Annotated in this window: 13 protein-coding genes; 5 read left to right on the top strand and 8 right to left on the bottom strand. The window is 62.7% G+C overall.

What is annotated here, in order from left to right:
• Nucleotide 1: 1 nt before the first annotated feature.
• Together NL123_RS18600 and NL123_RS18595 are read right to left on the bottom strand one after the other, a co-directional pair.
• A complete protein-coding gene (locus tag NL123_RS18600) occupies nt 2-847 on the bottom strand; it encodes an ABC transporter permease (protein ID WP_494356036.1) in 846 nt (281 codons plus the stop codon).
• Entirely contained in the window at nt 844-1,872 is a 1,029-nt protein-coding gene (locus NL123_RS18595) for an ABC transporter ATP-binding protein (protein ID WP_494356035.1), read from the bottom strand. The genes NL123_RS18600 and NL123_RS18595 overlap by 4 nt, the downstream gene beginning before the upstream one ends.
• 242 nt (nt 1,873-2,114) lie before the next feature.
• Between NL123_RS18595 and NL123_RS18590 the strand changes: the two genes are divergently transcribed.
• Nucleotides 2,115-2,945, top strand: coding sequence for an IclR family transcriptional regulator (locus tag NL123_RS18590; protein ID WP_494356034.1), 831 nt, complete (start codon nt 2,115-2,117; stop codon nt 2,943-2,945).
• Nucleotides 2,946-3,006: 61 nt separating this feature from the next.
• On the opposite strand, the gene NL123_RS18585 is transcribed toward NL123_RS18590, so the two are convergent.
• The 3 genes from NL123_RS18585 to NL123_RS18575 form a co-directional block, all read right to left on the bottom strand.
• Nucleotides 3,007-4,413: a class II fumarate hydratase gene (locus NL123_RS18585; RefSeq protein WP_494356033.1), complete on the bottom strand. Its 1,407-nt coding sequence runs from the start codon at nt 4,411-4,413 to the stop codon at nt 3,007-3,009.
• A gap of 11 nt (nt 4,414-4,424) precedes the next feature.
• A complete protein-coding gene (locus tag NL123_RS18580; RefSeq protein WP_494356032.1) occupies nt 4,425-5,729 on the bottom strand; it encodes a cation:dicarboxylate symporter family transporter in 1,305 nt (434 codons plus the stop codon).
• Between the two features lie 152 nt (nt 5,730-5,881).
• Entirely contained in the window at nt 5,882-7,237 is a 1,356-nt protein-coding gene (locus tag NL123_RS18575; protein WP_248487935.1) for a class-II fumarase/aspartase family protein, read from the bottom strand.
• A 104-nt stretch (nt 7,238-7,341) separates the two neighbouring features.
• On the opposite strand from NL123_RS18575, the gene NL123_RS18570 reads away from it, so the two are divergent.
• The 3 genes from NL123_RS18570 (at nt 7,342) to NL123_RS18560 (ending at nt 10,116) form a co-directional block, all read left to right on the top strand.
• The gene (locus NL123_RS18570) at nt 7,342-8,082 is read left to right on the top strand and encodes a GntR family transcriptional regulator (protein ID WP_494356031.1); all 741 of its coding nucleotides are present in this window, start codon (nt 7,342-7,344) and stop codon (nt 8,080-8,082) included.
• A gap of 81 nt (nt 8,083-8,163) precedes the next feature.
• Complete coding sequence (locus tag NL123_RS18565; protein ID WP_494356030.1) at nt 8,164-8,736, top strand: DUF2239 family protein; 573 nt, start codon at nt 8,164-8,166, stop codon at nt 8,734-8,736.
• A 24-nt stretch (nt 8,737-8,760) separates the two neighbouring features.
• Nucleotides 8,761-10,116, top strand: coding sequence for an MATE family efflux transporter (locus NL123_RS18560; RefSeq protein WP_494356029.1), 1,356 nt, complete (start codon nt 8,761-8,763; stop codon nt 10,114-10,116).
• Here NL123_RS18560 and NL123_RS18555 read toward each other — a convergent pair.
• Nucleotides 10,100-10,687 (bottom strand): TetR/AcrR family transcriptional regulator, encoded by a 588-nt coding sequence (locus tag NL123_RS18555; RefSeq protein ID WP_494356028.1) that lies wholly within the window; start codon nt 10,685-10,687, stop codon nt 10,100-10,102. The genes NL123_RS18560 and NL123_RS18555 overlap by 17 nt on opposite strands.
• Nucleotides 10,688-10,829: 142 nt before the next feature.
• On the opposite strand from NL123_RS18555, the gene NL123_RS18550 reads away from it, so the two are divergent.
• On the top strand, nt 10,830-12,002 hold the full coding sequence (locus tag NL123_RS18550) for an MFS transporter (RefSeq protein WP_248487939.1): 1,173 nt from the start codon (nt 10,830-10,832) through the stop codon (nt 12,000-12,002).
• Here the strand turns inward: NL123_RS18550 and NL123_RS18545 are convergent, their stop codons facing one another.
• Together NL123_RS18545 and NL123_RS18540 are read right to left on the bottom strand one after the other, a co-directional pair.
• Complete coding sequence (locus NL123_RS18545) at nt 12,003-12,368, bottom strand: type II toxin-antitoxin system HicB family antitoxin (RefSeq protein WP_248487940.1); 366 nt, start codon at nt 12,366-12,368, stop codon at nt 12,003-12,005.
• Nucleotides 12,365-12,616: a type II toxin-antitoxin system HicA family toxin gene (locus NL123_RS18540; protein WP_185710291.1), complete on the bottom strand. Its 252-nt coding sequence runs from the start codon at nt 12,614-12,616 to the stop codon at nt 12,365-12,367. The genes NL123_RS18545 and NL123_RS18540 overlap by 4 nt, the downstream gene beginning before the upstream one ends.
• Nucleotides 12,617-12,711 lie beyond the last annotated feature (95 nt).

Genomic DNA, 12,711 nt, shown 5'->3' with positions numbered 1-12,711 from the left:
CTTAAACCCCCAGGGACTTTTTATAGCGGCCTTCGACCATGCGGTTCCAGCTCAGCATGATCAGCAGATTGACCAACAGCAGCACCACCGCGATGGTCGCGCCCATGGGCCAGTTGAGTTCCGAGAGGTACTGGTCGTACACCACGGTGGCGACCATTTTCAGGCGGCGCCCGCCAAGCAGGCCGGGGATCGCAAAGGAGCTCGCGGCCAGGCCGAACACGATCAGGGTGCCGGACAGCACGCCGGGCATGACCTGCGGCAGCACGATCTTGCGCATCACCGTGGCCTGGCTGGCGCCCAGCGACAATGCGGCCTGTTCCGCCGACGGGTCGAGCTTCTGTAGGGAGGTCCACACCGGGATGATCATGAACGGCAGCATCACGTGCACCAGCGCGATGATCACCGCGAACGGCGTGTACAGCAGCTTCACCGGGCGCCCGCCGAGCAGTTGGATCAGTTGGTTCACCAGGCCATCCGCGCCCAATAGCAGGCTCCAGCCGAAGGCGCGCACCACCACCGAAATCAGCAGCGGCGTGAGGATCAGGATCAGGAAGATCGAGCGCCACGGCGTGCCCATGCGGCTGAGGATGTAGGCCTCGGGCACACCGATCACCACACACAGCAGGGTCACCAGCGCGCTGATCCAGAAGGTGCGCCAGAAGATCTCGTAGAAGTACGAGTCGCTGAACAATGACAGGTAATGGGCCGAGGTCCATTCATCGGCCTTCACGCCTACCTGGTAGTCGAACACGTTGAACGACAGCACCAGGGTCAGGCCAAGCGGCAAAATCAGCAGCCCGACAAACAGCACCAGCGCCGGCAGCGACAGCAGGTAACCGCGACTCATGCGTGCACCTCGTCGGTTGCCAGTACGCGCAGCAAGTCCGCATGCCAGTCCAGGCCCACCGCCGCGCCGCAGCCCAGCGGTGCGCTGCCATCGTTGCTGCGCACCACGGTGATCTCGCCGAGGTCGGTGTGGATGCGGTACAGCCATTGGCTGCCGAAGAAGTAGCGATCAAGCACCTTGCCTTGCAGGCGGCCGGCGCCCACATTCACCAGCGTGATCTTTTCCGGGCGCAGGCTCAGGACCAACTCGCCATCGCCGCGTTCATGCCGTACTTGCGGGATCCCCAACTGATCGTAATCGCCAGCCAGCAGGTTGGCCTTGCCGACGAAGTCCGAGATGAAGCGCGTGCGTGGGTGTTCGTAGAGCTTGTACGGCGCGTCGATCTGGGTCACGCGCCCGGCCTGCATCACCACCACGCGGTCGCTGATGGACAGCGCTTCAGCCTGGTCGTGGGTGACCATCAAGGTGGTGATGCCGACGGCGCACTGGATGCGGCGGATCTCGAACTGCATCTCTTCGCGAAGGTTGGCGTCGAGGTTGGACAGCGGCTCATCGAGCAGCAACACCGGCGGTTCGATCACCAACGCACGGGCCAGGGCCACGCGCTGGCGCTGGCCGCCGGACAGTTCCCGGGGGTAGCGCTCGGCATGCTGGGCCAGGCGCACCAGTTCCAGCACAGTTTTCACCTTGCTGGCGATCTCGGCGGCCGGCACCTTGCGCATCTTCAGGCCGAAGGCGACGTTGTCGCGCACGCTCATGTGGGGGAACAGCGCATAGCTCTGGAACACCACGCCCAGGCCACGGCTGGCGGGCTTGGCGTGGGTTATGTCGCGCCCATCGAGCAGGATCTGCCCGCCGCTCACGTCAACGAAGCCGGCGATCATTTGCAGGGTGGTGGTCTTGCCGCAGCCCGAGGGGCCGAGCAGGGAAACGAACTCGCCTTTTTCCACCGCCAGGTCGGTGGCGACCACCGCGTCGACGGCGCCGTAGCGTTTGCTCAAGGCGTTGAGTTGGAGAAATGCCATGTCTGCGTTCCACCTTTTTTGAGTCGCGTCGAAACGCGCTTTTTTGTTTTGGGCAGATGCGAATGAGCTGTTGCCGGTGCGTTGGCGCTCGATCTTGAGTCGGCTGCCGGTTGTTGTTCATTTCGCCCCTGTGGACGCAGATTAGGACGAAGACTAGGATGGGCGGAAGATGGAATTTCACTGAACGGACTATTATTTTCAGATTTATTCACTCACCGGAATTTACCAAGAGATTGAGTGTTATGGATTCCACTGATCGAAATCAAAGCCGCAAAGAAGTCGGGGCGGGCGGGGTGTCTCGTCTATTCGCGCTGTTGCGCACCCTGGGTGACGTGCCGGAGGGCGGCGAACGCGTCACCCAGCTGGCGCAACAGGTGGGCCTGTCGCAACCCACCACCCATCGGCTGTTGCGCAGCTTGATGGACGAAGGCATGGTCGAGCAGGACGCCCGCAGCAAGCGCTATCGCCTGAGCCTGGAGTTCTTCGCCCTGGCGGCAAACGCGGGCAAGACCGGCAACCTGCGCGACCTGGTGCGCCCGAGCATGTTGCGCCTGAGTGCATCATTGGGCGACTCGCTGTTCCTGCTGGCGCGCAGCGGCTTCGATGCGATCTGCCTGGACCGCAGTGAAGGCCCGTACCCGATCCGCACCTTCACCGGCGATATTGGCGGGCGCGTGGCATTGGGCGTAGGGCAGGGCAGCCTGGCGATCCTCGCGTTCCTGCCGGAGGAAGAGCGCGAAACCGTGATCCGCTACAACCTGCCACGGCTCAAGGACTTCCACCTGTATGACGAAGTGCTGTTGCGCTCGGAAGTGGAGAACGTGCGTAACCTGGGGTATGCGGCACGTAATACCGGAGTGCTGGAGGGCATGGCCGGGTTAGCCGTGCCCATCCTCAACCGGGATGGGCACGCAGTGGCGGCGTTGAGTGTGGCGACCATCAGCGATCGCCTGGGACCGGGCCGGTTGCCGATGGTGGTGGAGTTGCTCAAGCGCGAAGCGGCGGCGATCGGGCCACGGATCAATCCGTTTGATCCGACGTTGCGCAGGCCCTCACAAACCTTTGGCGGATAACCCATTTCAGCCACGATGAAGATCAAAAAGTCTGAGCGGGCTGGCTCGCGAGTGAGGTGGGTCAGCCCTTGTTTGTCGGCGCAGTGGGATTAATCATCGTTTCCGGCCTTACCCGTTGTTCGTACTCTTCGGCGCTGATCAAGCCCAATTGCACGGCCGCCTCCTTGGGTGACAAGCCCTCGTCCGCGGCCTTGCGGGTGATCTGGGCCACGCGGTCATAACCCAGCAGCGGGTTGAGCACCGTCGCCATCAGCAATGAATGCTCCACGTTGTGTGCCAACTGCGGGCGGTTCACCTCCAGGTCGCTCAGCAGCTTGTGGGTGAACAGGTCGACGCCGTCGGTGAGCACGTCGATCGATTGCAGCAGGTTATGGATCAGCACCGGCTTGACCACGTTCAATTCGAAGGTGCTCGAAGCGCCCGCCAGAGTGATCGTGGTGTGGTTGCCCATCACCTGCATCGCCGCCTGCACCAGTACTTCGGCAATGGTCGGGTTGCGTTTGCCGGGCATGATCGAGGAGGTCAGGCCATCGTCCGGCACGATCAATTCACCCAGGCCGCAGCGCGGACCCGAACCGAGCAGGCGGATGTCATTGGCGATCTTGGTCAATGACACGGCCAGCACATTCAGCGCGCCAGAGGCTTCGACCAGGGCATCGTGGGTGCCCATGCCTTCGAATTTGCACGGGTTGGTTTCGAAGGGTTCGCCGGTGAGCCGGCTGATTTCCTCGCAGAACGCCACGTCAAAACCGACAGGTGTATTCAATCCAGTGCCCACCGCCGTGCCGCCTTGGGGCAGCAGGCAAAGGCGCGGCATGCACGCTTCGATGCGCGCGATACCGTGCTGGATCTGCTGGGCAAACGCGCCAAATGCCTGGCCCTGGCTCATGGGCACCGCATCCATCAGGTGGGTGCGACCGATTTTCAGCACGTCCTGCCAGGCGTCTGCCTTGGCGTTGAGTCCATCACGCAGATGGCCCAATGCAGGCAGCAGGCGACCGCGCAGTTCCAGCACGGTGGTCAGGTGCATCACCGTGGGGAAACTGTCGTTGGACGACTGCGAGCGGTTCACATGGTCATTGGGATGTACCGGCGACTTGCTGCCCAGTTCACCGCCTAGCGCGAGGTTGGCGCGGTTGGCAATCACTTCGTTGGCGTTCATGTTGGTCTGGGTGCCGGAGCCGGTTTGCCAGATCGACAGCGGAAAGTGCAGGTCGAGCTCGCCGTTGGCCAGTTCGTCCGCGGCCTGTTCGACTGCCTGCGCCAGGGCCGGTGCCAGCGCGCCGAGGCGTGCGTTGGCACGGGCACACGCGCGTTTCTGGTGGCCGAAGGCGCGGATCAGGCTGGCGGGGAACGGCTGTTTGCCGCCGAACACCTCCAGTGCCCGCTGGGTTTGTGCGCCCCAGTAGCGGTCGGCTGGTATGGACACCGGGCCGAACGCGTCGTGTTCGATTCGCTGAGTAGTCATCAGGAGCCTCGTTAAAGCGCAGCGCCGGCGGCACGGCCGAGCACGCGTTGATATTCACCCTGGGCGGTCTGCTGGGAGAACTCGCCGGACCATTTCGATACCACCACCGTGGCCACGCTATTGCCGATGGTGTTGCAGGTGGCAATCGCCATGGACATGAAGCGGTACACGCCGAACAGCAGCGCCAGGCCTTCGGCCGGCAGTACGCCGATGGCGGTCACGGTCGCGGCGAACACCACAAAGCTGCCACCCGACACCGCCGCCGCGCCCTTGGAGGTCACCAACATGATCGCAATGATGCCCAGTTGTTGTTCCCAGCTCAGCGGCACACCGTAGGCGTTGGCGATGAACAGCACGCACAGCGACATGTAGATCGATGTGCCGTCGAGGTTGAACGCATACCCGGTAGGCAGTACCAGACCGACGCTCTGCTTGGAGCAGCCGAATTTCTCGAGCTTTTGCAGCAGGCGCGGCAGGGCGCTTTCCGACGAGGCGGTGCCGAGCACGATGAAGATTTCATCCTTGATATAGGTGAGGAAGCGCCACAGGCTGAAGCCGCTCAACCGGCACACGGCGCCCAGCACCACAAAGATGAAGAAGGCGATGCCGACGTAGAACATCAACACCAGGTTGGCCAGGGACATCAGCACCGCTGTGCCATTGCTGCCCACCGCGTATGCCACCGAACCGAAGGCACCCAGGGGCGCGAATTTCATGATCAGGTTGATGAACTCGAAGAAGCATTCAGAGATACGGTTCAGGCCGTCCTCGATCACTTCCCGGCGCTCGGGCTTCAGGGCCAGCAGGGCGAAGCCGAACAGCACCGAGATCACCAGCACTTGCAGCAACTGGCCGCCAGCGAAGGCACCGACAAAATTGTCCGGGAAGATGCCGTAGATAAAGTCCATGGTCGAGGCGGGCGCATGCCCCTTGGCCACGGCGGCACTCGCGGCGGCGGCAGCGGCGCTGCTCGGGTGGGCGTCATGCATGCCGGAGCCGATCTGCAGCAGGTTGCCCCACAACAGGCCGATGGCCAGGGCGATGGTCGACACCACTTCGAAGTAAATCAGCGCGCGCAGGCCGACCTTGCCGACCCGCTTGATATCACCGGCCGAGGCGATGCCGTGGACCACTGTGAAAAACACCAGCGGCGCGACGGCGGTCTTGATCAGCTTGAGGAAGATATCGCCGAGGATCTTGAAACTGGCGGCCAGCTCCGGAGCAAGAAAGCCGAAGGCAATGCCGAGGAACATGGCGGCGGCGACCTGGAACGTCAGGTCCTTGTAGAGCGGTTTTTTGGCGGGGGTGGATGACATGTCTGTGATCTCATTGTTGTTATGGTTCGGATGACGCTCTGTGGGAGGGGGCTTGCCCCCGATAGCAGGGTGTCAGCCACCTGATTTTTCCCGGATACACCGCTATCGGGAGCAAGCCCCCTCCCACAGTTGGACCTCCATTGGTTTTCAGGTCAGCGGGGGACCGCGCCCTGGCGCGCCAGCGCGATATCCACCATCTGCGGCGCCAGCCCCAGATAGTTGGCGGGGTCGGTCAGGCGTTGCAGTTCGGCCACATCCAATTGCGCAGTGGCTTCGCCCTGGGCGAGCAGGGCGTCGAGCAGGCTGGTGCCCTGGTCGTTGGCCATGCGGCACGCGGCGTACACCACATCGTGGGCCACCTGGCGACCGAGGGCCGGGGCGAGGCCCATCATCACGGCTTCGGCGACGATCAGGCCCTGGGTCATGTCGAGGTTCCTGCGCATGCGCTCGGGGCGCACTTCCAGGCCGGCGAGCATGAAGGTCGCCTGGCCGAGGGACGCGGCGCTGAGGGCGAAAGCTTCGGGGATGGCGATCCACTCCGCCTGCCACGGGCCGGTAGAGCGTTCGAAGTCCTGGATCATCGCGTCGAGCATCAGCCCGGCGTGTTGGCGCACGCCCTTGGCGGCGGCATACATCAGCTCGCAGGAAATCGGGTTGCGCTTCTGCGGCATGGTGCTGCTGGCGCCACGGCCCTTGACGAAGGGCTCGTACACTTCGCCCAGTTCGCTGGTCATCATCATCATGATGTCCAGGGCGATCTTGCCCAGGGAGCCGGTGACCAGGCCGAGGAAGTTCAAGGTCTCGGCCAGCCCATCACGGGCCACATGCCAGGTGGCTTGCGGCACGCCCAGGCCGAGTTCGGCCATCAAGGCTTCCTGCACCTGCAACCCTTTGTCGCCCAGGGAAGCGAGGGTGCCGGCCGCGCCGGCGAATTGACCGATTTCGACCCGTGGACGCAACTCCACCAGGCGCTCGGCGTGGCGATCAAACATGCTCAGCCACACCGCGCACTTGTAGCCGAAGGTGATCGGCAGTGCGTGCTGCAAGTGGGTGCGACCCGCCATCGGCGTGTCGCGATAGCGCGCGGCGAGGCCAGCGAGCAGGCCGCGCACGGTCTGGATATCACGCTCGACGATGGCCAGCGCAGCGCGTATTTGCAGGACCACGGCAGTGTCCATGATGTCCTGGGTAGTGGCGCCCCAGTGCACGTAGCGGCCGGCTTCACCGCAGATGTTCGACAGTTGCTCCACCAGCGGCAGGATCGGGTAACCGACTATCTCGGTCTCGTGCTGCATCAGCGCCAGGTCCAGGGCTTCGTACCGCGACAGCGCGGCGATCTGCTCGGCGGCGTCGCCGGGGATCACCCCGCACCGCGCTTCGGCGCGGGCCAGGGCGACTTCCACTTCGATGTAACGCTCGATCAGTGCTTTATCAGAGAACACGCCGCGCATTTCGGCGGTGCCGAACATGTCGCGGAACAGGGCGGAATCAAAAACGGTACTCGACATGGGCAAATCCTAATTGTTATTTTTAAATCATACATATTTAATATGTACGTACATTATGATTGCGCCTGTGCTGATACACTGTCAACTCGACAACGAGGGTAAAAATGGAAAGCGTGAGCCAGAGGCGTTATGCGGCGGTGGCCAAGGACTTGATCGATCAGATTGGCAGCGGCCGTTACCCGGTGGGGTCGTTGCTGCCGACTGAGTTCGAACTCTGTTCGCTGTACGCGGTGAGCCGGCACACCGTGCGCGCGGCCATTGACCAGTTGCAGGGGCAAGGCATGGTCTCGCGGCGCAAGCGTGTGGGCACGCGGGTCGAAGCCGCGTCGCCCCAGGGCGGGTATTCCCAGGCGATGGCCTCGGTGGCCGACCTGGTGCAGGTCGCTGAAACCCATATCCGGGATATCCAAGGCGTACGCGAATTCGTCGTCGATATCGCCCAGGCCCGGCGCCTGGGACTGGAGCCGGGTGGGCATTATTTCTGTGTGTCGAGCATCAAGGTCGATGCCAGCGCCGGCAATGCGCCGCTGTGCTGGACCGACGTGTACGCCGAACAGGCCTTTGCCGAAGTGATCCCCGAAGCGCGCAAGCACCCGGATGAACTGATCGCCGCGCTGATCGGCAAGGCGTTCTCGCGGTCTATCGATGTGGTGGACCAGCAAGTGCGGCCGGTGCAGTTGTCGACCGAACTGGCGGCCAGCCTCAAGGCACAGGGCGGGGCGCTGGGGCTGAATATCATCCGCCAGTATCGTGATGAAAATGGCGGGCTGATTGCGGTGTCGGAGACGGTCTATCCAGCGGACCGTTTCACCCTGACCATGCAGATGAAGCGCGACAAGCTCTGATCCATACGACGATAACCTTGCATCTGGTAAAACTTTGGCTAATATGACCCGGGTAAAACATATATCACCCGGGTAATAAATATGCCTACGCGCACGCTTCCTGCTTGTACCGCCTTTATCCGCCACCAGCGTGTGGCGGCAGGTTCCTATGCCGACGTCGCCACGACGCTCGCCGAGCTTGACCAACCCACGGGCAGCTTCCTGGTCTTCGACGATGCCACCGGCAATCAGGTCGATTTTCCCTGGCCTGCGGGCTATGCGCCCGAACCACCCGCCCAGGTCGACGTGACCGACGAGCCTCCCACTCCCCCCTCGGTCGGACGCCCGAAACTGGGGGTGGTCGCGCGGGAAGTCACGCTGTTGCCGCGTCATTGGGAATGGCTGGGCCAGCAACGCGGCGGTGCTTCGGCGGCGTTGCGGCGGCTGGTGGATGAAGCGCGCACTGCCCATGCTTCTCGTGACCGGATACGCCAGGCCAAGGAAGCCGGCTATCGGTTCATGAGTGCCGTCGGCGGTGACCTGCCCGGTTTTGAAGACGCCTCGCGCGCGTTATTTGCCTTTGATGCGGCGGACTTTTCCCGCAAGATCGCGCACTGGCCTGTAGACGTGCAGACCTACCTGGCCTGGCTGTCGCGCGACGCGTTCCCTGTCTGACAACAACTCCTGGATTCGAACCTCATGGACGTCACCCAGCAACGGCCGTTGTGGCAGATCTACCTGATCTTTCTGGCACCGATGGTGCTGTCCAACTTCCTGCAAAGTTTTTCCGGCACCCTCAACGGTATCTATGTCGGGCAGATGCTTGGCACCCAGGCGCTGGCGGCGGTGTCGGGGATGTTTCCCATCGTGTTCTTTTTTATCGCCCTGGTGATCGGCCTGGGGGCCGGCGCCTCGGTACTGATCGGGCAGGCGTGGGGCGCGCAGGAAACCGCGCTGGTCAAGGTGATCACTGGCGCCACCCTGACGCTGGGCGCGTTGGTGGGGGTGATCGCAGCAGTACTCGGTAGTCTGTTTGCACGCCCGGCGTTGCAGGCGCTCGGCACGCCGGTGGATGTGCTCGACGATGCCGTGGGCTATGCGCAGATGATGATGTTGATCATGCCGCTGCTGCTGGTCTTTATTCTCTATACCCAATTGCTGCGTGGCGTCAGCGACACGATCTCGCCATTGCTCGCGCTGATGGTCTCTACCCTGGTCGGCCTGCTGCTGACACCGGCGCTGATCCGTGGCTGGATCGGCCTGCCGCCCCTGGGTATCCAGAGCGCGGTCTACGCCGGGTTGGTGGGTAATGCTGCGGCGATGCTGTTTTTGATCCTGCGCCTGCGGCATAAGCATCATGTGATGGCGCCGGATCGCGAACTACTGGCGGCCCTGCGCCTGGATCGGGTCATTCTCGGCAAGGTCCTGCGCATCGGCTTGCCCACGGGCTTGCAGATGGTGGTGTTGTCGCTGTCGGAGCTGGTTATCCTCGCCCTGGTCAACGGTCACGGTTCCCAGGCTACTGCGGCCTATGGCGCGGTCACGCAGATCGTCAACTATGTGCAATTCCCGGCGCTGTCGATTGCCATCACCGCATCGATCCTCGGCGCGCAGGCGATTGGTGCCGGCCGCCTGGAGCGCATCGGGCCGATCCTGCGCACCGGGCTGCTGATCAACACCTGCCTCACCGGTGGGCTGATCGTGCTCGGCTACCTGCTGTCCCACTGGCTGCTCGGCTTGTTCATCACCGATGACGCGGCGCGGGCCAATGCCGAGCACCTGCTGCACATTATGTTGTGGAGCATCCTGGTGTTCGGTTTCCAGGCGGTGGTGGGCGGGATCATGCGCGCCAGCGGCGTGGTGTTGATGCCGGTGGCGATCTCGATCTTCTGCGTGCTCTGCGTGGAACTGCCAATGGCCTACCTGCTCAACGCCCACTTCGGCCTGGAAGGGGTGTGGATGGCGTTCCCGGTGACCTACCTGGCCATGCTGGCGTTGCAGACTGCGTATTACCGGCAGGTGTGGCGACACAAGCAGATCAAGCGGTTGGTGTAAGGCTCAGGCCGCGCAGCAACAGTTCCAGGCTCTGCAAGCCTTGCTCCAGCCGCTCGTCCGGGTGTTCACCCCGGGCGATCCACAAAGCGGTGTTGAGCAAGCTTCCATTGATCAACTGCGCCAGTGCGTGGCTCGGGGCAGGGTGGATAACACCGGTTTGCATCAACGCCTCCAGGCGTTCGCGCAGCGATTCGACACAGTGTTGCTGAGAGCCGGTGTCGCCCAGAACGGCTGGCGCGTCCTGCAACACAATGCGCTGGATCTCACTGTCTTGAGCCATGCGCAAGTAGGTGCGGCAACGTTCGCAAAAACCGACCCAGGGGTTGGTGGCCTCAGCGGTTATGCGCTGCAGGCGCGCATCCATCTCGCTGTCGAGCTGGGCCACCACGGCCACCAACAAGCCCTTCTTGTCACCAAAATGGTGGTACAACGCACCCCGGGTCAGACCGGCGCGGGCGGTGAAATCGTCCATTGAGGTATTGGCGTACCCTTGGGCTGCGAAAGCTTCGCGGGCGCTGGCGATCAGCCTGGCGCGGGTCTCTTCGATCATTTCAGCACGGGCTCGGCTCATGGGTAGGGCTCGCAATGGGCAAGTGATAGATTGACATACGCTGCGTATGTTACGCATGATTTGTCACATACGCACCGTATGTATTTTGCCTCGAACAGTGCAGATAGCAAGTTCCGGGGCTTTCAGAAAGAGGTCACGCAGGATGGCAAACCCTTACGCCGAATTGTTCCAGGTCCCTGGCGCCCGGGCTTTTGTACTGGCGGGGATGCTGGCGCGCATGCCGGTCTCGATGACGGGGATCGGCTTGATCACCATGCTCTCGCAGGTGCACGGCGGTTACGGCCTGGCGGGCTCGGTGGCGGCGGTATTTGCCCTGGCCACGGCGTTTTGCGCGCCGCAGGTATCCAGGCTGGTGGACCGCTACAGCCAAGGGCGGGTGTTGCCGATTGCCGCGTCGATCGGCGGCGGGGCGTTGTTGATGTTGCTGCTGTGCACCCACTTGCAGGCACCGAACTGGACGTTGTTCCTGTTCGCTGCCCTGGCCGGTTGCATGCCTAACATGTCGGCCATGGTGCGGGCGCGCTGGACCGAGTTGTACCGCGGCCAGCCCAAGTTGCAGACCGCATTTGCCCTGGAGTCGGTGCTGGATGAGGTGTGCTTTATCATCGGCCCGCCGATCTCGGTGGGTCTGTGCGTGGTGCTGTTCCCGGAAGCCGGGCCGCTGGTGGCCGCGTTGTTGCTGGCGGTGGGCGTCACCACCTTTGTGTTGCAGCGCGAGACCGAGCCACCGGTGCACGCGCATCAGGGGCATCACGGTCGCTGGCTGATCGCCTCGCCCTCGGTGCTGATCCTGATGATCCTGCTGCTGGCCATGGGCGTGATCGTCGGCGTGGTAGATGTGGTCAGCGTCGCCTTTGCCCAGCATCAGGGCCAGCCGGCGGCTGCGAGCATCGTACTGTCGGTGTACGCCATCGGTTCGTGCCTGGCGGGGCTGGCGTTCGGCACCCTCAAGCTCAAGGCGCCGTTGCCCCGGCAGTTCCTGTTGTGCGGCATCGCCACGGCGTTGACCACTTTGCCGTTGCTGCTGGTGACCAACATCGCAGGGCTGGCGGTGGCGGTCTTTGTCTCCGGGCTGTTCTTTGCCCCCACCCTGATTGTGTCCATGGCCTTGGTGGAACAGGTCGTGCCCGCCAGTCGACTGACCGAAGGCATGACCTGGCTGATCACCGGCCTCAGCATCGGCGTGGCCATCGGTGCGGCGAGCTCCGGGTGGATGATCGACCACTTTGGCGCCACCAGCGGGTTCTGGGTGGCGCTGGCGGCGGGAGCGGTCGTGTTGGGGGCAGCGGTGTTGGGGTATCGGCGGCTAGGATGATCAGTTGATCGCAGGGCAAGCGTCTGCGCAGTGATGCTGCAGAAACTCGTTCAACGCTTGGCGGGTCAGGTCATTGAGCGTGACCTTTTTGCGGGTTGCCGCCAGCGCCGCTGCCAGGTGCAGGTCATGGCCGACCCGGACATTGAAGGAACCTTTGCAAGGTTTCTCTGGTGCATGCCCCAGGGTCTGGCAGGTGGCGAGGTAATCATCCACCGCCTCACGAAAGGCCGTATCCAGTTCGGCGACGGTTTTCCCTTCGTAGCTCACCAGCGCCTTGATGAACAAGACCTTGCCGAACAGGCAGTTGTCTTCGAGGCTGGCTTCGATGGAGCCGATGTAGCCGTTGTGTTTCAGTTGGTTGTTCACTGAATCAGCTCTCCTGATTTCAATTGTTCGATGATCTGGCGCCGAATGTAGTGTTTCAGTTCGTTGCCAGGGTGAGGCTTGTGCAAGGTGATCATTGCACTGGGGTCGCCGATGTCGAACTTGACGCGGCTTCCAGCCCCTTCAATCTGTGTGTAGCCCAGCCGACGCAGCAGCGTGACGAGCTCGGGCCAGGTAAATGTCATTTGCTCGTTGAGCAATTTGGCGAGCAGCTTTTCATTTTTGGACACGGCGTTCCCTGCGTGTAACTAAATGTAGTTGCAAAAAGTGGTGTTCGTCAATGCTAGCTCGTGTTCGGGTGGTCTTCCCGAGATTGATGTAACCC

The sequence above is a fragment of the Pseudomonas sp. FBCC-B1565 genome, from assembly GCF_059133265.1.
This window is presented reverse-complemented; position numbering and strand designations above follow the sequence as displayed.

Bases quoted from the DNA above. Each gene is read 5' to 3' on its own strand.
- NL123_RS18550 (WP_248487939.1), top strand. From the start codon at position 10,830: ATGGCAAACCCTTACGCCGAATTGTTCCAGGTCCCTGGCGCCCGGGCT.
- NL123_RS18555 (WP_494356028.1), bottom strand. From the start codon at position 10,687: ATGAGCCGAGCCCGTGCTGAAATGATCGAAGAGACCCGCGCCAGGCTG.
- NL123_RS18595 (WP_494356035.1), bottom strand. From the start codon at position 1,872: ATGGCATTTCTCCAACTCAACGCCTTGAGCAAACGCTACGGCGCCGTC.
- NL123_RS18590 (WP_494356034.1), top strand. From the start codon at position 2,115: ATGGATTCCACTGATCGAAATCAAAGCCGCAAAGAAGTCGGGGCGGGC.
- NL123_RS18565 (WP_494356030.1), top strand. From the start codon at position 8,164: ATGCCTACGCGCACGCTTCCTGCTTGTACCGCCTTTATCCGCCACCAG.
- NL123_RS18580 (WP_494356032.1), bottom strand. From the start codon at position 5,729: ATGTCATCCACCCCCGCCAAAAAACCGCTCTACAAGGACCTGACGTTC.
- NL123_RS18575 (WP_248487935.1), bottom strand. From the start codon at position 7,237: ATGTCGAGTACCGTTTTTGATTCCGCCCTGTTCCGCGACATGTTCGGC.
- NL123_RS18570 (WP_494356031.1), top strand. From the start codon at position 7,342: ATGGAAAGCGTGAGCCAGAGGCGTTATGCGGCGGTGGCCAAGGACTTG.
- NL123_RS18585 (WP_494356033.1), bottom strand. From the start codon at position 4,413: ATGACTACTCAGCGAATCGAACACGACGCGTTCGGCCCGGTGTCCATA.
- NL123_RS18600 (WP_494356036.1), bottom strand. From the start codon at position 847: ATGAGTCGCGGTTACCTGCTGTCGCTGCCGGCGCTGGTGCTGTTTGTC.
- NL123_RS18560 (WP_494356029.1), top strand. From the start codon at position 8,761: ATGGACGTCACCCAGCAACGGCCGTTGTGGCAGATCTACCTGATCTTT.